This window comes from Bradyrhizobium sp. CCBAU 11357 (assembly GCF_028128865.1).
GTDB lineage: Bacteria > Pseudomonadota > Alphaproteobacteria > Rhizobiales > Xanthobacteraceae > Bradyrhizobium.
Genome location: NZ_LBJW01000107.1, coordinates 195,084 through 214,030, shown reverse-complemented (window position 1 = coordinate 214,030; position 18,947 = coordinate 195,084). Strand labels below are relative to the sequence as shown.

Genomic DNA, 18,947 nt, shown 5'->3' with positions numbered 1-18,947 from the left:
AGAGGTTCCAGATGAAACATGTCGGAAACTGCTTCTGCGGCGCGGTCACGGTCGAGGTCACGGGCGAGCCGGAGGCGATGGGTTATTGCCATTGCCGCTCGTGCCGCTCGTGGTCGGGCGGTCCGGTCAACGCCTTCAGCCTGTGGAAGCCCGAAGCCGTGCGCATCACCGAAGGCGCTCAGAATGTCGAGACCTTCGCCAAGACGCCGCTCAGCCAGCGCAAATTTTGCAAGCAGTGCGGCGGCCATCTCATGACCAACCATCCGCCGCTCGGTCTGGTCGACGTCTTCACCGCCACCATCCCCACGCTCGCGTTCACGCCCGGAGTTCACGTCAATTATGCCGAGACCGTGCTGCCGATGCGCGACGGCCTGCCCAAGCTGAAGGATTTTCCGGCCGAGTTCGGCGGAAGCGGCGAGATGATGCAGGAATAGCGGCGCGCCTTCGGCATTTATCGAGAGGGCGGCAGAGCGCCGCCCTCTCTGTTTTCTCCCAAGAGAGAGGGGCGAACGACTAGCCGCCGCGCGATTCAACCACCTTGCGGCAGGAGTCCGAGAGCTTCGACTTGTTCTCGCGCAGGCAGGCATTCATCTGCGGCGGCTTGCCGATATGCTCGGCGCAGAATTTGCTGGCGTCGCCGCGGCAGGCCATTTGCTCCTGGACGGATGGACCGGACTGCGCCGCAGCGGGCAGGGTGGCAGCTGCGAGCAGCAGCGCGGCAAGAACCGAAATCTTCATGAAGCACCTCTTTGCAATCGTCGTTGGTCCCGACCGGGATCAATCGGGCCGGACCATCTCGCAAAGCCCGGCCGCGGGTCCATGCCATGTTCATGGCACCGGCCAGTCCTCCCGCCCGCGGTACCCCCATCTTCATGGCATGTATCGGTGCGCCCACTTTTGTCATTCAGGCTGCACCTCGGCTGCGAAACCCGGTGATTGCATCGGGACGCCGAACGGGAAGCAGGAGAGCAAGAATGTCGAAGAGAGCTGGAGCGCCGGGCGCAAGGCTGACGGTCATGGCGCTGACGGTCATGGCGCTGGCGGGCGCGGCGATGGTGTCGCTGGGCACGAGCCCGGCGCAGGCTGTGGTCTATTGCAAGACCGTCGGCGTGCCGAAGGGCTGCGTGGTGCGGCCGACTGGCGCCGTGGTGGTGGGAGCGCCGGTCGCGGCGGCGGCGGTCGCAACGCCCGGCGTCGGCGCGCCCGGCGTCGGCGTGCGCGCGGGAACGCCGATGAATCGCGGCGGCCCGGTCAATCGCGTCGGCGTGCGCTGATATTCTCCGTTCGATTGAACTGATTGGATCGCTTCGGGCCAACGGGGCCTGCGGACGAACACCCCCCGTCCTCCGCAGGAAATTTTAACCTGGCCCGTCCCCTCTCTCCGTGCGCCCCACACGTTCGGGGAGGGGGCCTTTCAGCCCGCGGCCATGTCGCCGTCGGGAAAACGCTGCGGCAATTTCAGCCGCACGCGCGTGCCGGAGGAATCAGACGTCAGGTCGAGCACCGCGCCGCAGCGCGCGGCGCGGCTTTTCATGTTGCGCAGGCCGCGCGCGGTCTGCCCGGTGCCCGCGGCCTCGCCATTGCCTGTCAGCGCAAAGCCGCTTCCGTCGTCCGTCACGCTGATGACGCCGTACGGCCCCTGGCCTGCGTCGAACGTGTCGATGGTCACTGCGATGCGGCGGGCCTGCGCGTGCTTGACCGCATTGGTCACGGCCTCGTCGAGGATGCGCACGATCTGGATGACGTGCCATGGCCTCAGCTCGGGATGCAGCGGCAGGCCCTGCGGCGTCGCCACGCGCCACTCGAGTGCGATGTCGTGCGGCCGCAATTGGGCCGTGGCGCGCTCGCGCCAGGAGCCGAGCGCGAGCATCAGGTCGCCGCCAATGTCGTCCATGGAATCGATGACGAGGCGCAGATCCTTCAACGCCGCGCGCGCGGCGTCCGTGATGGTCGCGCCGGCGCTGCCACGCTCGGACAGCGCGACGATGCTCACGAGCTGGCCGCCGAGACCGTCATGCAGGTCGCGCATCAGGCGCGTGCGCTCGTTGGCGAGCGCCGCCGCGCGGGCGCGCTCCTCCTCGCGGGCAAAGCTCGCCTTCAGGCGCTCCTCGGCCTCGCGCACGCGCGTCACCAGCTGGCCGGCAAAGCTGTCGACCTGGTTCAAGGCGCGGGCAAAGCGCCAGGTCAGCCCGGCGCCGATCGCGACCAGCATCGCCGAATAGGACAGCCGCGAGACGAAGATGCGATCGTTGCTCGCGATATCGAGCACGGTGAGCATGTCCTGGGCCCAGCAGACCAGCACGATGGTCACCGCGCAGCCGATCGTGAAGCTCGCCGCGTCCTGCCGCCGCACCACGGCGGTCGCCGTGATGCAGGCCATCAGGACCAGGCAGAGCCCGACGGTGGGAATGCCGAGCACCAGGAACAGGATCCGCGGCAGCGGCGGGCCCCCGATCAGCCCGACCACGAACACGAGGACGCCGGGCACGAACAGCAGCGTGCCGTAGCGCGGCCAGCGCCAGCCGAAGAACAGCACGCCGAACACGACGATCAGCGCGCTCTCGATCGGTGCGGACGCGAGCAGCACCGCGGTGAGCCGGGAGACCGTGGCCGGCGGCGCCGGCGGCGGCACGAATGCCTGCACCACACCGAGCACCATCGCGGCTGCGAGCACGCCATAGACCGGTTCGTGGCGCCGCATCAGCCACATGATCGCGAGGATGACGGCCAGGATCGCCTGCCAGGCGGAGAACATCACCGGCAGCGTGACGAACAGCAGCGTGCGTGTCTCATAGGCCGGGCGCAAGGCGATATCCGGCCCGACATAGACGGTGTCGAGGAAGCCTTTGAGCGGTCCCCATACGAACAGCCGCACCGTGATCTCGTTTCCGCCCTCGCGCAGCAGCGAGGCGGGGATGGCTGCGATCTGCGGCGTGTTGCGGTCGGGCCGGTTGGCGTTGGCGTCGCGTCGGGAGTCGAGCACGACGACGCCGTTGACGGCGACCTCCACCGCGTTGCTGAAGCGCGGCAGGTACACCGACCAGGCCGAGGCCGCATCGCCGCTCCGGAACGTGAAAGTGCCGGTGTAGAATGGCGGGTCGGCCAGCGAGTTGCGCGACGAGGTGAAATGCGGCAGCGTCACGGGGCGCGTCAGGCCGTCCTCCCGCGCCGAAAAATCGCTCACCGCGTAGTCCTCGGGATCGCTCGGCTGCAGCAGCCGAAGCCCGAGGATCGTGACGATGACGATCAACGCCTGCAGCAGCAGATAGGGCACGAGCCGCGACAAGATCAGCCGGCGCCGCGGGCGTGTCGGTGCCTTCGCAGGTGCCTTCGTGGGTGCTTTGGCCGCGATCTCGCTCACAGCTTGATCAGGCCCTGCTGCACCGCCTCGAACACCGCCTCGCTGCGCGTGTGCACTTCGAGCTTGCGATAGATGTTCTTGATATGGCCGGGCACGGTCTGCTTGGACAGGCCGAGATGGCTTGCGATCTCGGCATAGCTGAAGCCTTTGGCGATGCCCCAGAGAATGTCGATCTCGCGCGGGGTCAGCCTCGCCGTGTTGAGCGCGGGGCCGGGCGGCGGCTCCGCCGAACTCTGTGCGGCACCTTGTGTCCTGCGCACGATGAAGCGCGCGATCGAGGCCGAGATCGGCGAATGTCCGGCGACCAGGTCGCGCACGGTGGTGGCGATGTCGGTGGGGAAGGCGTCCTTGAGCAGGTAGCCGGTGGCGCCGACCGTGATCGCGGAAATCACGCTCTCCTCGTCGCCGAGCGCGGAGATCACCATGATCTCGGTGTCGGGAAAGCGCTGCCGCATCTCGCGGATCAGCTCGATGCCGTGGCCGTCGGGCAGCCGCAGATCCGTCAGCAGCACGTGCGGCGCGCCGGCGGCGAGGGCCTGCCGCGCCTCCGCGAGCGTACCGGCGCTGCGCACCTCGTAACCAGCCTTGGCCAGCGCATCCTGCAGCCGCCAGCAGGTCGGAGCGTCGTCCTCGACGAGGAGGATGGTGATGGCTTCACCCATCTCGCCCTGTTCGGTCATGTCCATGGTCCCGCGACCCGCGTGTCCCCCGCGGCGCCAGGCAAGTCTAACCGCAGCGCGAAGGCGGTGACACCCATAATCATGGGGGCGGGAAAGTCATGGGACTGCCATGTGTCGCGCCTGATTTTGCCGGCCGACGGACGGCCGCCGCCAATCCGGCTTACGAAAGATCGACTCGCGGCGGCGGATATCGCCGCGCCAGGACCGACAGCGACAGCGGCCGTTCGTCTTCCGGCAGCTCCAGATAGGCCAGCACGAGTGGCCGCTTCCAATCGCCGACGCCGAAATCCATCGCCGTCCATTTCTGCGGCTCGGGCCCTTCGAGCCCCCGGACCCAGACGAAATAGCGGGGAAGGTCGTCGGCGTCGGTGCCCCTCGTGCGTGTTCTGGCCATCGAAGCTGTCCGCTGCGTCAAATCGTTTCCGCAGGATATAGGGATTGGCGCGGGGAAGTCGAATGGCCCCGGTCGCGTAATCCTCCTCGTCATTGCGAGCGCAGCGAAGCAATCCAGAGTGTCGCCGCGGAGGCATTCCTGGATTGCTTCGCTGCGCTCGCAATGACGATGTGGAGACAGACGGGCCAAGAAGACGCTCCTGGGCCCGGCAGATAATTCCCGCCAGGAGCACCTTCTGACCGCCTGTCCCATTGTCCTAAGATATTCTGCTTGACCGAAATTCGGAAATATCGTATATGCGTCGGCATCCTGGCCCAGGGATAAGGGGCGTTCGCGACCGTCACGATACGCGGGCCGGGTGGCGGTGGACGTGGAGTGCATCGGCGCGCCAGCAATCGCAGGGCGGGTTTGGCCCGTGAGCGGTTGAGCAGCGCGCACACGACCGGTGCGGTCCGCGTACGGCAAAAGCGTGTGGTCCTGACGCCCGGGGTCTGTGCGTCAAGGCTTGCGGTGGTGAAGCGGCCCGACCGGGTGCGCGCATCAGTCATCCGCAAGGCGACGGGGGCAATAGTGCATCGCTCCCCGGGGAGAGCGCGCCATAAGCCGTCAAACCACTGCGCAGGGAAGGCCGGGATGTCCAGGCTGCCCTGTATGCCGCTGTGCATCTTGTCTTCGCGCAATTTGCGCACAGCGGACCGCGGGTGCCAGCCGGCGCCCGGTCTTCCCTGCGCCCTTTCCGATGAAGGGGCGTCGAGAGCAGCGCAAAACTCGGGTGTGATGCGCCGCGGGAGTGGAGAGGTGTGTCTTGAGTAGGTCGAGTTTGCTGAACCAGTCCGACGTCGCCAAGAGGCTCCGCCGGACACGCTTCTATGCTTCACAGCTTCAGCTCAAGGCGTGACCGGCCAATCCGTAGACCCACGGCTCGTTTTCCTTTCGGTTCAGGAATCGCCGTCCCTTGGACATGGTTGTGACTGTGTCGTTCATCCCGAGGCGGCTCTGTTGAAGGAAGTCCGCAAACAAACCGGTCTGCTCCCGCGTATCCACGCGGGCGAACCTTCCGGCGAGATCCTTGAGATGCACGGCCGTAAGATGGATCGCGTCAGAATCATTGCTGGCAACGATCGGGCCAATCACATGACCGCGCCCGAATTCGCGCTTCATGGAATAACCGACGGTCGCACCGCCACGGCGCAGGACGCAGATTGACGCACCTTCAGAAAGCAACGCAAGCAACTTCTGACGGCTGGCTCCAAACGCGCGTTCGTCCAGTGCCGCGATCTCTCCGATGTTCGCCGTGGACAGCGAGCTCAATTCGCCCTCCAGGGTCGGCACCGGCGGAGTTGGTGAGGCGACCTCACCTTGCCACTGATACACGGTGGCTTCCTTCGTGAACCCCAGCGACAGATAGAGGTGATAGGCGGCGTGGGTCGAGTTGAGGGTCAAATTCCGGTCGCGACACCGCTCGAAAACCTGCTCCATGAGCCAGCGGCCAGTCCCCTGAGCCTGGGTCCGAGGCGATGTGATCACCAGGCCAATGGTCGCGAATTCGCGGTCACATGGGAACCACATCGCGCTGCCGAAGACGCGTCCAATACCATCGACGGCTACGATGCCGTGACCTGCGCGGCGCAAGAAATCCCAATCCTTGGGGCGGTGTGGCCAGCCAACGCCGGTCGAGAGTGCGTGGAGCAGCGTCACATCAACGTCGTTGATGTCCTTCGCGGCCAGCTCAAAGGACTTCACGCGTACCGTTCGTCCCATCTCGACTCGTCCATTCCTTCGCGGGGTGCCAATCGCTCGCACATCGCGCCTTTTCTCTTCCGCCACAATGGGGTAGCGGGCGTATTTCGCCGCACTATTGCACGAAAAGCCAGCAGGTTTCCCCTGTTTGGGCTTTCTTTTCGAAATCTTCGGCCTGTATTGCAACGTAATTCGGCAGGGAAAGCTCCGGCGTGCAGCTACCCTCTCGGTGTTCGGCAAGAAACTGTGCCGGCAGAGCGGATCGCCGGGAATCCCCAAGAAAGTCTTGCAAGGCTAATCGCTCTTCCTGGCGTCGTCGACATGCCGAGCGAGGCGGAGGCGTGCATCGATGGCATTTCTATTCAATTCTGATGCTGTCAGAGGGGCAGTCTTCCGCAAGGCTTTTGCGTGCGAGCTGCCTGACCTGGAATTTTACCATTGCAGCGAATCCATCGACCCGGAAAAGATACGGTACCTGCTGACCTGGAACGTGCCAGACGATGTCTCGCGTTTTTGTAATCTGGAGGTGCTTTTTTCCATCGGGGCTGGCGTTGACCAGTTCAAGCCGGAAACCATACCCGAGCAGGTGAAGCTCGTGCGCATGGTCGAGGATGGCATCATACGCATGATGCAGGAATACGTCGTCCTCGGCGTGCTGACGCTGCATCGCGAGATGCTGGCTTATCAAGGGCAGCAGAGAAGGGGCCTTTGGCAAGCGCTGGCAACGTCCCAGGCGACCGATCGGCGTATTGGCTTCCTCGGGCTTGGCATGCTGGCGCAGGCTGCAATCGACCGCCTGAAGCCGTTCCAGTTTCCCATCGCCGCGTGGAGCCGCAGCGAAAAAACTGTCGAGGGAGTCGCCTGCTTCCATGGCGACGACCAGCTTGGCAACTTCCTGCGAGGAACAGATATCCTCGTCTGCCTTCTCCCCCTGACGGAGCAAACAAGCGGCATCCTGAATGCAAGGCTTTTCTCGCTTTTGCCAGTCGGAGCGAGGCTGCTGCATGTCGGCCGCGGCCCGCAGCTTGACCAGGGCGCGCTCATCGAGGCACTGGACAGCGGGCATTTGGCAGCAGCGATGCTCGACGTCACCGATCCCGAGCCGCTGCCGGAAAATCATCCACTTTGGTCCCATCCGAAGGTGATCATCACGCCGCATATCGCGTCCGTGACCCAACCGCATACGGCGGCACAATCGGTCATAGAGAACATCCGGCGCCACCGCGCTGGACGAAATCCGATCGGCCTCGTCGATCGAACACTCGGCTATTAACAGGAAAAGCGCCATGTCACTTCTAGTCACCATCGACACCAATCCGGGCTTCACACCGAAGAACGCATTGCCTGCCCCGGAGCGGCTCATTTCGGGCAATCCATCCTTCAAGACCTGGGCGCAGGACGCCTCGAAAGGCGAGAAGGTGCTGACCGGCGTCTGGGAAGCGACGCCGGGCGAGACCCATTCCATCAAGGGCACCACCTTCGAGTTCTGCCACATTCTCTCGGGCCTGATCGAAATCGAGGAAAAGGGTGGTGAGATCAGAAGATACCGTGCCGGCGACAGCTTTGTCATGAAGCCTGGCTTTGTTGGGATCTGGCGCACGATCGAGACCGTGCGAAAGATCTACGTCTGCCATTACGACTGAGACAATGCTGAGGGCAGCACGATCAAGCGGCCCTCAGAATTTTCGACCTCCGGCGCCGCGTCTGAGCAGATTCAACGCGGCCAGACACTTCATTCTCAATGAAAAATGCGGCGTGCAGTCCTGTACTGCTCGCATGAGACGGCTTCGTCTCGCCACTCGCAGATCAGGCAGTGATGATGAGGCCGGCCTAAAGCCAAGGAGCAAGCCCATGATTGCATTAAAGGACAAGGATCTGTTTCGCCAGCAAGCGCTGATCGGCGGCAATTGGCGGGATGCGAGCACGAAAGCGGTTGTTGATGTCATCGATCCTGCGAGCCAGCGAGTGCTTGGCACCATCCCCGATATGGGTCGAGACGAGACCAGGACAGCAATCGAGGCGGCGGCAGCTGCGTTCAAGCAATGGAAGGCAAAGGCTCATGCGGAGCGTGCTGCGCTGCTGGAGCGTTGGTACGAGCTCATGCGACGCCATGAGCAGGATTTGGCGCTGCTGCTCACGCTGGAACAGGGCAAGCCGCTTGCTGAATCGCTCGGAGAGATCCGCTATGGCGCCTCATTCGTGAAATGGTTCGCAGAGGAGGCCCGCCGCATCAATGGGTCGACAATTCCGGCGCCAACCGTAGATCGCCGCATCCTGGTGCTAAAAGAGCCGGTCGGCGTGTGCGGGATCATCACGCCCTGGAATTTTCCGAACGCGATGATCACGCGCAAGGTGGCGCCTGCGCTTGCCGCCGGGTGCACTGTGGTCATCAAGCCCTCCGAGTTCACGCCTTTTTCGGCTCTCGCCATCGCTGTTTTGGCCGAGCGGGCTGGAATTCCAGCTGGCGTGATCAATGTCGTGACGGGCATGCCGGCGGACATCGGCCAGGAACTGATGGCCAACGAAACCGTCCGCAAGATCTCGTTTACCGGATCGACCCGCGTCGGTGCCTTGTTGATGAAGGGTGCTGCTGACAACATCAAGCGGCTGAGCCTCGAGCTCGGTGGCAACGCGCCGTTCATCGTCTTCGACGATGCCGATATCGACCGAGCGGTCGAGGGGGCGATTGCGTCGAAATTCCGCAATGGCGGGCAGACCTGCGTCTGCTGCAATCGCATCCTGGTGCAAGCTGGCATCTACGACGCCTTCGCCCAGAAGCTCGCCAGCCGGGTCGCGAAAATGAAAGTCGGTGCCGGTACGGAAGAGGGGGTCGCAATCGGGCCGATGATCAACGGCGCGGCGATCGAGAAGATCAAGCGGCACGTTACGGACGCCCTGAACAAGGGCGCAAAGCTCATCGCGGAGAGTGAGTCGGTGCCGGAAGGGCGGCAATATGCCCGCCCTGTCGTGCTCGGCGGCGCGACGACGGAGATGCTCCTCGCTTCAGAGGAGACCTTCGGGCCGGTCGCGCCGCTGTTCCGGTTCGAGACCGAGGACGAGGCCATTGCGATCGCCAACGGCACGCCGTTCGGCCTTGCCGCCTATTTCTACACTGAAAACCTCAAGCGCTCCTGGCGTGTTGCCGAGGCGCTCGAGTTCGGCATGGTCGGGCTGAACACCGGCCTGATCTCGGCCGAGGTTGCGCCTTTCGGCGGCGTCAAGCAGTCGGGCCTCGGACGCGAGGGATCCCAGCTCGGGATCGAAGAATATCTCGAGACGAAGGCGCTCCACGTGGGCGGGCTGGACTGAGCAGCCCTTCAGAAATATCTGAAACAAGAAAAGGGGGCGGTCGAACCGCCCCCTTTTTTCCGTCACAACGCAAGTCGTGAAAGGCCGAAAGGAACTGCGCTCATGCGCTTTTGCGAAGAGGCTCCAAGCCGACGGCCGCGGCAAGCCCTCCGATGTCAGCGACCTCGGTGTATTCATAGAAGGGGTTCGCGGGCTCGTGACCTCGGTTCACCCAGACCTTGCTCTTGATGCCCAAGTCATAGGCCGTCATCAGGTCGTAGCGGAAGGAGGATGAGACGTGGGTGATGTCTTCCGGGCCGCAGCCCAGCTTGTCAAACATGTACTCAAAGCCCTTCATGTGCGGCTTGTAGGCGCCGGTCTCCTCCGCGGTGATGACCATGTGGAACGGAGCGCCGAGCTTCTCCACGTTCGACATGATGAGGTTCTTCATGGAGTTCGACAGGATGACCAGCGGAATCTCCCTGGCAACTTTGGCCAGACCCGCCGGGACGTCTGGATGTGGACCCCATGTGTGGATCTCGTCATTGATGCGCTGGGCATCTTCCGGCCGAAATGCGATACCGTTGCGCTTGCACGCGCGCTCTACCGAATTATGCACGACCTCGAAGTACGGCTTCCATGCGCCAAGAACCTCGTCCAGGCGATAGGCAGCGAAATCCTTGGTGAAACTTGCCATCGTCGTGGCAGAAAGTTGAGAGCCATAGACCCTCCTTGCCGCGCCGGCCATGTCGAAATTGGTCAGCGTGCCGTAACAGTCGAAGGTGATGTACTTGGGTCTAAACGTTGCCATGGCTCGATCCTTTTCGGTCCTCACGCACCGTGTTCCGGTACGACAGGGATCATAGCGGGCAGACGACCGGATAAAGCACCGCTGTCGCGGCGACCGGGAGCAGATTGTGTCGTATCGGATCGGAGCTGTGGCAGAGAGTTGTGCGAAAAGGCACCCTCAACGTGAGCGCCAATGCCTGGCTCAGGCCGATGCCGGCATAAGATGCGGCGCCGATCGTCAATCAAAGTCAAAACGCTTTCCGCCCATGTCATGGCCGGGAGCAACTGCTGTCCTGGGCGTCTTACGTTGAGCTCCGAAGATATCGGGAGTGCCGCACAAGCATTGCGGTCGATCTGGAGGGCGACATGTTGAACAACTCGCTGATTGAACTCGATCGCGCGCATCTGGTTCACCCGGTCTCGTCCTATCGCAGCCACGAGGCGACCGGCGTCCGCGTGCTGAAGTCAGGGAAGGGCGCGACGCTGACCGATGTCTCGGGCCGTCAATTGCTGGACGGTTTTGCGGGTCTCTGGTGTGTCAATGCCGGTTACGGACAGGACAGCATCGTCGAAGCGGCTTTGAGGCAGCTCCGCGAGCTGCCTTATGCGACGGGTTATTTCGGATTGGGCTCCGAACCGGCGATCAGGTTGGCCGCAAGGCTGGCTGAACTGGCGCCTGGCGATTTGAACCATGTCTATTTCACCTTGGGCGGCTCCGATGCCGTCGACAGCACGATCCGGTTCATTCGGTACTATTATCATGCCAAGGGGAGTCCACAGAAGGATCAGTTCATTTCCGTCGAATCCGGCTACCACGGATCGTCGACGGCGGGATCTGGCTTGACCGCGCTGCCGGCCTTTCATGCGGGCTTCGGGGTACCATACGACTGGCAGCACAAGATCCCATCGCACTACGCCTATCGCAATCCCGTCGGTTCGCATCCCCAGGCGATCATTGCGGCATCGGTCGCCGCTCTGCGGGCCAAGATCGCCGAACTCGGCGCCGAACGTGTCGCGGCCTTCTATGTCGAGCCGGTACAGGGGTCGGGAGGCGTCCTCGTTCCGCCGCCGTCCTGGATGAAAGCGATGCACGCTGTTTGCAGGGAGCACGACATTCTGTTCGTTGCCGATGAGGTCATCACCGGCTTTGGCCGTGTCGGTCCGCTCTTCGCCTGTGAAGAGGATGACGTCGTGCCGGATCTCATGACCACGGCAAAAGGCCTGACGTCGGGCTATGTGCCGATGGGCGCCGTTCTGATGTCCGACCGCGTCTACAACACCATTGCAGACGGCGCCGGCAAGGCGGCCGTTGGCCACGGCTACACTTATTCCGCACATCCTGTCAGTGCAGCCGTCGGGCTCGCGTGCCTTGACCTTTACGAAAACGGCCTGTTGGAAAACGGCCGGAAGGCCGGGCACCGCCTGATGGAAGGGCTTCGCTCGCTTGCCGATCATCCGCTCGTCGGCGATATCAGGGGGCGCGGCATGCTCGCCGCAATCGAGCTCGTCACTGACAAGGAGCGCAAGACGCCGCTGCCGGCGGAAGCCGATCCAGCGCGCCGTATTTTCGACCGTGCATGGGACAACGGCCTCGTCATCCGCGCCTTTGCCCAGGGCGTGCTGGGCTACGCGCCGCCGCTCTGCTGCACGGATGCGGACATCGACGGCATCATCGAGCGGACGAGGACTACTCTGGACCAGACGCTGGAAGATAGGGACGTCCGCGCAGCGATGAGAGGATAATCGCTGCGCCTGTCGTCAGCCGTTGAATATGCTTTCGAGCGGCAGATGGGATTTCACGATCGGGGACTTCAGCACGACAAAACTGAAGTACTTGTCGATGCCGATATCCATCTCGACCAGCCGTTCCATGACGGCCTGGTATTCGCTGATCCCCGCCGTGATGAACTTGACGAGATAGTCGTACCCGCCGGAAACGAGATGGCATTCGACGACGGAATCGATCTTTTCGATCGTCGTGAGAAAGCGTGCGAAATCGATCTGCCGGTGATTCTTCAGGGTGATTTCGGCGAACACAGTCAGAGTTTGTCCAAGCTTGGCAACATCGATCTGGGCGGAATAGCCGGTGATGAAGCCCTCCGTCTGGAGTCTCTTGACCCGCATCAGGCATGGGCTTGGGGAAAGATTGATCAGCTCGGCGAGCTCGACGTTGGAAATCCGCCCGTTCTTCTGCAGTTCGCATAAAATCCTGATGTCGATCTTATCGAGCTTCATAGCAATGCCATCAGATGGGACCGATAACGGCGTTAGGGCTTTGAGATTTCAGCGTCATATGCATTGTCATAGCATCAACCAGCACCTTTTCCCACCGAGGCGGAAGCTGCAATTCAGAACTCGCTGACCTTGCCCCAGGCGCTCATTTTCAGCCGCTCCGGCCTGTAGGGGCGCGGGTCGACGATCGGCGGACTGCCCGTGATGATGTCGGCGATCATATGACCCGCGCCTGGGCCAATTCCAAAACCGTGGCCGCTGAACCCCGCCGCAAGGATGAAACCTGGAATCGATTCAACTTCACCGATTGCGGGAATGCCGTCCGGCGTGCTGTCGATGTAGCCGGCCCAAACGTTTGAGATTGCGACGTGCTGGAGTTCCGGCACGAGCTCACAGGCTCGTCGATGCGTCAGCCGAATCTGCCTCATGTCAGGGGGAGGATCGAGCGTCCGGTTCAGCTCCATCGGGGTCACCGCGTCGAGCCGCCACTTCGCCAGAGATTCATGACCCTGCCTCAAGCCTTCAAAGGCCCCAGGGCTGAGACTTCGCCACCGGCGGGCGAACATGGGCAGGAATTCGCGGCCGAACCTGAACTGCTGCGGCGTCGGATCGACTCGCGCGCGCCCGCTGATTGCCAACGTGTATCCGCCGTTGCCGCGTCGCGTCGCCGATACGAGCCCGGCGTACAAGGTGTCAGGCAGGCCGGCTGGGCCCGGGGCCAGTGACAGAATGGAAGAGCGTACGGATGCCTGTGGGAAGCGAATGCCGAGCTGGTTGCAAAACGACGAAGCCCATGCACCGCCTGCCATGACCGCTGTCTTCGTCCGGATGGTGCCCGCCTCGGTCACCACTGCGCTGACCCGGCCGGCGCTGAGTTCTATGCCGCGAGCCGCGCAAAGCTGGTGCACGGTGCCACCCGCCGCCATGATGCCGCGCGCGGCGACGGGGACGGCCTTTGAAGTATCAGCCGTGCCGTCTGTGGGCGAGAAGACGCCGCCCTTCCACTTGCGACCGGTCGCCCTGCCTCTCTCGCTCGCTTCTTGCGCACTGAGCATGTGCGTCGTGACCCCGACGGTCCTGGCGAAGTCTCGCCACTTTGCCCAGCCGGCCAGCTCATTCTCGTCGTTCGACAGATACAAGAGTCCGCAGCGGCGAAAACCCGTATCATCACCGGTCTCTCCGGCAACCCTTTCCCAGAGATCCAGGCTCTTGGTGGCAAGCGGTAGCTCGCGCGCATCGCGGTTCTGTTGGCGGCACCATCCCCAGTTGCGGCTGGACTGCTCGGCGGCGACGCGGCCCTTTTCAAGCAAAGCAACCTTGAGCCCGCGACGAGCGAGATAGTAGCTCGTGAACACGCCCACGACGCCGCCGCCGATGACCACGACGTCTGCCTCACGAGGTAGGGATGGACTGGATTCGATATGCAGGAGCGGCGCGCTCATCGGACAGGGATCTCCGGTGGTTGCCGCAGCGTAACCGAGGAATTACCGCAGCCCCGGCGGACTTTCGTCGTGAGACCGAATATCCTGCGGTTTACCGTCTTTGACACAGGCAATTGTTGCGAAAATACTTTGCTTGCACCGCACTTGCAGGCGGCGAGACCGACGCTCGCGCTCCCGCAATCCATTGCGCGCCCTCCTGGTTGGGCCGCGGCGGGCCTCGCGGCGCAGACTGAAATGCCAAATCGGACTTCGTTTTCAGAAGTTCCTGCTGCTTCGATGCCGGCTTTCGGCGACTCCGGGGTGATCGACATCGTCAAGATCGGCAGAACCAACCGATCGATGATCGAAGTCCAAAGAGGCAACTTGCATGAGCCTTGTCCAGGAGCAGGCCTTCGCGGAAGGGATCAAGCCATGAAGGAGCTTCGCTTCGATCGAGGTGGCCGAACGGGTCGGCGCGGCGCTCTGAGCAACAGCTCTTGCTTCTTGCGCGAAGAGGCCTGAACCATGTCGCAGCCTCCAATGAAGGAATGGCAAGTTGAGCGGCGAATTATTGACCTGTCCAAGGAGCGTGGAGGCGCAAGGAGCCGAAGGCGCCGGCCGCAGCAAGATGACGGCACTGGCTTGAAAAAGGAGGATGCGCTCATGGCCTCTGGCATCCAGGTGGCAAGCCCCGTCGATGTCGCGCTGTCGGTGCGCGAGCTGACCGTGAGTCTGCCGGAAGGAATGGAGCGGGCATACGCCGTCGAGAACATCTCATTCGATCTGAAACGCGGACAGATTCTCTGTATCATCGGGGAATCCGGATCGGGCAAGTCGGTCACCGCGAATGCGATCATGGGGCTTCTACCGAAAGCGATCCGGGTCTCCTCGGGTGCGATCCACCTGGACGGGACGAACATGGTGGGCCTCTCGCCCGACAAGCTCCGTAGCCTGCGCGGCCGCATCGTTTCAATGATCTTTCAAGACCCTCTCTCGGCGCTCAACCCGCTGATGACCGTGGGCGCGCAGATCGAGGAGGTGATGGCTGCGCACGACGTGGGAACGCCGGCCTCTCGTCGCAGCAGGGCGATTGACCTGTTGATTGAAGTGGGTCTGCCGGATCCGCAGCTTATGTATCACCAGTATCCATTCCGGCTTTCAGGCGGACAGCGGCAGCGCGTGATGATCGCCATGGCTCTGGCACTGGAACCCTCTATCCTGATTGCAGACGAGCCGACCACCGCCCTGGACGTGACGACCCAGGCGCAGATCCTCAAATTGATCCGCGACATTCAACGCCGCAAGGGGATGAGCGTCATGTTCATCACTCATGACTTCGGTGTCGTGGCTGAGATCGCCGATTACGTTGTGGTGATGGAGAAAGGCCATTGCGTGGAGCAGGGCAGTGCCGAGCAGGTGCTGAAGTCGCCCAGCCACCTCTATACGCGCCGCCTGATCGCAGCCGTCCCGCACCTGACCGGCAAAAACCGCTTGCCCTTGGAAGCTGCTGAGCCAGTGGCCATTCTCAAGGTCGAGTGCCTCGCAAAGACCTATCGCAGCGGCAGCGCGCTTTTCCGCACGCAGCGCATCGTGCCCGCGGTCAATGGGGTCAGCTTCGACCTCACGTCGGGCCGCACGCTCGGCGTCGTGGGGGAGAGCGGTTCGGGCAAGTCGTCGCTCGGTCGGCTGCTGATCAAGCTCATGGCGTGCGACAGCGGCTCGATTCTGTTCGAAGGGCGCGACATCGCTGGGCTTTCCGAGGCCGAGTTTCGATCGCTGCGGCCCGGGATCCAGATGATCTTCCAGGATCCCTTTGCCTCGCTGAATCCGCGATCGACGGTCGGACATATTCTCACGGTTGGGCCCGTCGCGCATGGGGCGCCATACAGCGAGGCTGCCGAGCGGGCGCGGGAGCTTCTGTCCCATGTCGGCCTCGATTCAGGAGCCTTCGACCGCTATCCGCACGAGTTCTCCGGCGGGCAGCGTCAGCGCATCGGTATCGCGCGGGCGCTGATGTTCAAGCCGAAGCTGCTGATTGCCGACGAAGCCGTCTCCGCGCTCGACGTATCGATCCAGGCCCAGATCTTGAAGCTGCTGGATCAGATACAGCGCGAGACGGGCGTCTCGATGATCTTCATCACCCATGATCTGCGCGTCGCCAGCCAGATCTGCGATGAAATTGCCGTCATGCATCGAGGACAGATCGTCGAACGCGGACCGCCGTCCCAGATCTTCCTCGACCCCAAATCCAGCTACACCCGAGAACTGGTGGCAGCGATCCCCGGCGAGCAGCCCGGGAGCATGTCCCAAGATGAAAGCCGCGTCGGACACCACAGGCAAGGAGAGACGTTATGACCAAGCGTTCTGCGACCACATCGAACTACTCGCGGCGCGATGCCCTGCGCATGGTGGCAATTGGCGGAGCTGCCGGCCTCTTCGCGCCCAATCTCTTGGGCAAGTCGGCCTTCGCGCGCACCACTCCGGCGAAGCCAACCGGCCGCGTGATCGTCGGGCTTGGACAGGAGCCGACCGTCTTTAACCCGCTGATGGCCCACATTGAAGTCGACGATGGTGTGCATTTCTCAGTTTTCGACGCGCTCTTCCGCATCGATCCTCAAGGCGTCATTCAGCCCAACCTTGCATTGGAAGTGCCGAACCAGAAGAACGGCGGCATTTCTGAAGACGGTCTCAAATGGCGCATTCGTTTGCGCGACGATGTCCGCTGGCACGACGGCAAGCCTTTCAGCGCCGAGGACGTGAAGTTCACGCTCGAACTGATTGTGAACCCCAATTTCCGGAGTTGGCGCACGTCCGGCCATTCTCTCGTGCGCGACATCACGGTGGTCTCGCCCACGGAGATCTCGTGGCGTATGGAAGAGGCCTTTGCGCCGTATTTGTCGTTCCTGACCGAAACCTTCATCGTGCCCAAGCACATCCTCGAGAAGGAGGCCAATCCGAACAACGCCGCGTTCAACCAGGCTCCGGTCGGCACCGGCGCGTTCAAATGGGGCCAGCGGGTCGCCGGCGATCATCTCGAACTCGTGGCCAACACCGAATACTTCGGTGAAGGTCCTCATATCGAGAAGCTGGTGTTCAAGTACATTCCCGATCTCACCGTGCTCTACACGCAATTCAAGAGCGGCGACGTGGATCTGGTTGGTCAGCCCTACATCACTCCTGACCATTACGGAGAAGCCAAGACGCTGCCGAACCGCGTCGTGACTCTCGTCCCGAGAACCGCGTTCGAGTCCTTCTACCTGAACCTCGAGCGACCGCAGTTCAAGGAGCTTGCCGTTCGCGAGGCGCTCTACGCGGCGATCGATAAGGAAGCGATCATTCAGGGACTCTATTACGGCGTGCCGGCTCCAACGGAGACCTTCATGCCGCGGCAGTCCTTCTACTTCAACGCCAATCTGCCGCTGCACCAATTCGATTTGAATCGCGCGCGCAAGATTCTCGATCAGGCCGGCTGGGCGCCGGGAGCGGGCGGCATTCGCACCAAGAATGGCGTTCGTCTGTCCTTTACCAATTCGACCACATCCGGCGATCCCCTCCGCGAACAGGTGCAGCAATTCCTGCAGCAGACCTTTGCCCAGCTGGGCGTCGAGATGAAGATATCGAACCTGCCAGCCGCGGTGATGTGGGGCGAGTTCTGGGGACAGTCAAAATTCGACTCCGTCATCGTCGGCAGCACCTACCTGATCGGCGCAGACCCCGACGTGACCAACCGCCTGCACTCGCGATCGATCGCAGCGAAGGGTGGGCGCGGCTCGAACAATGCGCAGTACACGAATCCGGAGGTCGACGCCCTGCTCGACAAGGGTGCACGGACCTTCGATCCGGAAGCCCGGCGCGCGATCTACCATCGGATACAGGAAATTGTCCGTCGTGATCTGCCCTTCCTGCCGCTGTACCAGAGCAATGCGGTCGAAGGCCTCAAGAAGGGGATCAACGGTTTCGTGCCCAACGGCAATACGCGCACCGAATCCTGGAACGCACTGGCCTGGTACTGGGCGAGTTGATGTCGCGCCGATCAGACGCACAAGGACGGTCTTCGATGCTGTCACGCTAATGGAGGACTCATCATGTCCGCCTTCCTGATCAATCGCCTTTCGCAAAGTCTCGTGCTGCTGGTGATTGTCTCGATCATCGGCTTCACGGTGCTCAACCTCATGCCGGGGGGACCGCTTGCTCAGTTTGGGCTTGATCCCGGCATGACGCAGAAAGACCTCGAGCGCCTCGCAGCGCAGCTTGGGTTGGACCGACCGCTGTGGATTCAGTATCTGGATTGGGCCTGGCGGCTGATCCGGGGCGACTGGGGACACTCGTTCCGCGATGGCTCTGCAGTGCTGTCGGTGATTGGCCGACATCTGTTGGCGACGCTGCTGCTGATGGGCACGTCCACCGCATTTGCGATCGCGGCCGGCGCCTGGATCGGCATCCGCGGCGCCACTCATCGTTATTCCTTGTTCGATTACTGCGCGACGGTCGGGGCCATGGTCGCACTGTCGGTCCCGACCTTCTGGTTCGGCCTCATCGGCATCTACATCTTTACGCTGAAGCTCGGTTGGGTTCCCGCAGGCAACATGTACACGATCGGCGACGGCTCGGTGCTGGATTATCTGCACCATCTGATCCTGCCGAGCCTGGTGCTGTCGTTGGTTCATGTCGCGGTGTGGAGCCGCTACATGCGCACGGCCACGCTCGACGCGCTGAGTCAGGATTTCGTCAAGACCGCCCGCGCCAAGGGTGTGAGCGAGCGACGCATCCTGCTGAAGCACGTCGTCGGAAATGCCCTGTTGCCGATGATCACCCTGGCCGGGATGCAATTGCCCAGCATTCTGACTGGCGCATTGGTGACCGAGACGGTCTTCACCTGGCCGGGAATGGGGCGGCTGTTTCTCGATAGCCTTGGCTACAGTGACTACCCAATGGTGATGGGCCTGTTGATCTTCTCGGCCATCCTGGTCGTGTTGGGCAACCTGATCGCAGACATCGTCATCGCAACCGTCGACCCGCGCATTCGCCTGGGCTGAGCCCGC

The 18,947-nt window shown here is 62.6% G+C and carries 17 protein-coding genes; 9 read left to right on the top strand and 8 right to left on the bottom strand.

Going from position 1 to position 18,947, the window contains the following annotated elements:
• Nucleotides 1-11 precede the first annotated feature (11 nt).
• Nucleotides 12-434, top strand: coding sequence for a GFA family protein (locus tag XI05_RS26370; protein WP_212256198.1), 423 nt, complete (start codon nt 12-14; stop codon nt 432-434).
• Nucleotides 435-513: 79 nt separating this feature from the next.
• On the opposite strand, the gene XI05_RS26365 is transcribed toward XI05_RS26370, so the two are convergent.
• Nucleotides 514-738: a hypothetical protein gene (locus tag XI05_RS26365; protein WP_271507223.1), complete on the bottom strand. Its 225-nt coding sequence runs from the start codon at nt 736-738 to the stop codon at nt 514-516.
• A gap of 236 nt (nt 739-974) precedes the next feature.
• Here XI05_RS26365 and XI05_RS26360 point away from each other — a divergent pair, with 236 nt between their 5' ends.
• On the top strand, nt 975-1,274 hold the full coding sequence (locus XI05_RS26360) for a hypothetical protein (protein WP_271507221.1): 300 nt from the start codon (nt 975-977) through the stop codon (nt 1,272-1,274).
• A gap of 140 nt (nt 1,275-1,414) precedes the next feature.
• Here the strand turns inward: XI05_RS26360 and XI05_RS26355 are convergent, their stop codons facing one another.
• From XI05_RS26355 to XI05_RS26340, 4 genes are all read right to left on the bottom strand, one after another.
• A complete protein-coding gene (locus XI05_RS26355) occupies nt 1,415-3,361 on the bottom strand; it encodes a sensor histidine kinase (protein ID WP_271507219.1) in 1,947 nt (648 codons plus the stop codon).
• Nucleotides 3,358-4,041, bottom strand: coding sequence for a response regulator transcription factor (locus tag XI05_RS26350; RefSeq protein WP_271507217.1), 684 nt, complete (start codon nt 4,039-4,041; stop codon nt 3,358-3,360). Before XI05_RS26350 ends, XI05_RS26355 begins: the two co-directional genes overlap by 4 nt.
• A 160-nt stretch (nt 4,042-4,201) precedes the next feature.
• Entirely contained in the window at nt 4,202-4,435 is a 234-nt protein-coding gene (locus XI05_RS26345) for a hypothetical protein (RefSeq protein WP_172786026.1), read from the bottom strand.
• An 882-nt stretch (nt 4,436-5,317) separates the two neighbouring features.
• A complete protein-coding gene (locus tag XI05_RS26340) occupies nt 5,318-6,196 on the bottom strand; it encodes a GNAT family N-acetyltransferase (RefSeq protein ID WP_172786025.1) in 879 nt (292 codons plus the stop codon).
• 328 nt (nt 6,197-6,524) lie between these two features.
• On the opposite strand from XI05_RS26340, the gene XI05_RS26335 reads away from it, so the two are divergent.
• The 3 genes from XI05_RS26335 (at nt 6,525) to XI05_RS26325 (ending at nt 9,484) form a co-directional block, all read left to right on the top strand.
• The gene (locus XI05_RS26335) at nt 6,525-7,448 is read left to right on the top strand and encodes a 2-hydroxyacid dehydrogenase (RefSeq protein ID WP_271507215.1); all 924 of its coding nucleotides are present in this window, start codon (nt 6,525-6,527) and stop codon (nt 7,446-7,448) included.
• A gap of 13 nt (nt 7,449-7,461) precedes the next feature.
• Nucleotides 7,462-7,818 carry a cupin domain-containing protein gene (locus tag XI05_RS26330; protein WP_271507213.1) on the top strand — a complete coding sequence of 119 codons (357 nt, stop codon included), beginning with the start codon at nt 7,462-7,464 and terminating at the stop codon, nt 7,816-7,818.
• Between the two features lie 208 nt (nt 7,819-8,026).
• A complete protein-coding gene (locus XI05_RS26325; RefSeq protein ID WP_271507306.1) occupies nt 8,027-9,484 on the top strand; it encodes an NAD-dependent succinate-semialdehyde dehydrogenase in 1,458 nt (485 codons plus the stop codon).
• Nucleotides 9,485-9,584: 100 nt separating this feature from the next.
• Here the strand turns inward: XI05_RS26325 and XI05_RS26320 are convergent, their stop codons facing one another.
• Entirely contained in the window at nt 9,585-10,274 is a 690-nt protein-coding gene (locus XI05_RS26320) for a haloacid dehalogenase type II (RefSeq protein ID WP_271507211.1), read from the bottom strand.
• Nucleotides 10,275-10,618: 344 nt separating this feature from the next.
• On the opposite strand from XI05_RS26320, the gene XI05_RS26315 reads away from it, so the two are divergent.
• Nucleotides 10,619-11,995, top strand: a complete 1,377-nt coding sequence (locus tag XI05_RS26315) for an aspartate aminotransferase family protein (protein ID WP_271507210.1) — start codon at nt 10,619-10,621, stop codon at nt 11,993-11,995.
• A gap of 15 nt (nt 11,996-12,010) precedes the next feature.
• Here the strand turns inward: XI05_RS26315 and XI05_RS26310 are convergent, their stop codons facing one another.
• Nucleotides 12,011-12,487: an Lrp/AsnC family transcriptional regulator gene (locus XI05_RS26310; protein WP_027544593.1), complete on the bottom strand. Its 477-nt coding sequence runs from the start codon at nt 12,485-12,487 to the stop codon at nt 12,011-12,013.
• A gap of 113 nt (nt 12,488-12,600) precedes the next feature.
• Nucleotides 12,601-13,926, bottom strand: coding sequence for an NAD(P)/FAD-dependent oxidoreductase (locus XI05_RS26305; RefSeq protein ID WP_271507191.1), 1,326 nt, complete (start codon nt 13,924-13,926; stop codon nt 12,601-12,603).
• A 642-nt stretch (nt 13,927-14,568) separates the two neighbouring features.
• Between XI05_RS26305 and XI05_RS26300 the strand changes: the two genes are divergently transcribed.
• The 3 genes from XI05_RS26300 (at nt 14,569) to XI05_RS26290 (ending at nt 18,941) form a co-directional block, all read left to right on the top strand.
• Entirely contained in the window at nt 14,569-16,260 is a 1,692-nt protein-coding gene (locus XI05_RS26300) for an ABC transporter ATP-binding protein (protein ID WP_271507304.1), read from the top strand.
• Nucleotides 16,257-17,927 carry a peptide ABC transporter substrate-binding protein gene (locus XI05_RS26295; protein ID WP_271507189.1) on the top strand — a complete coding sequence of 557 codons (1,671 nt, stop codon included), beginning with the start codon at nt 16,257-16,259 and terminating at the stop codon, nt 17,925-17,927. Before XI05_RS26300 ends, XI05_RS26295 begins: the two co-directional genes overlap by 4 nt.
• A gap of 63 nt (nt 17,928-17,990) precedes the next feature.
• Complete coding sequence (locus XI05_RS26290; RefSeq protein ID WP_271507187.1) at nt 17,991-18,941, top strand: ABC transporter permease; 951 nt, start codon at nt 17,991-17,993, stop codon at nt 18,939-18,941.
• The last annotated feature ends 6 nt before the right edge of the window (nt 18,942-18,947 follow it).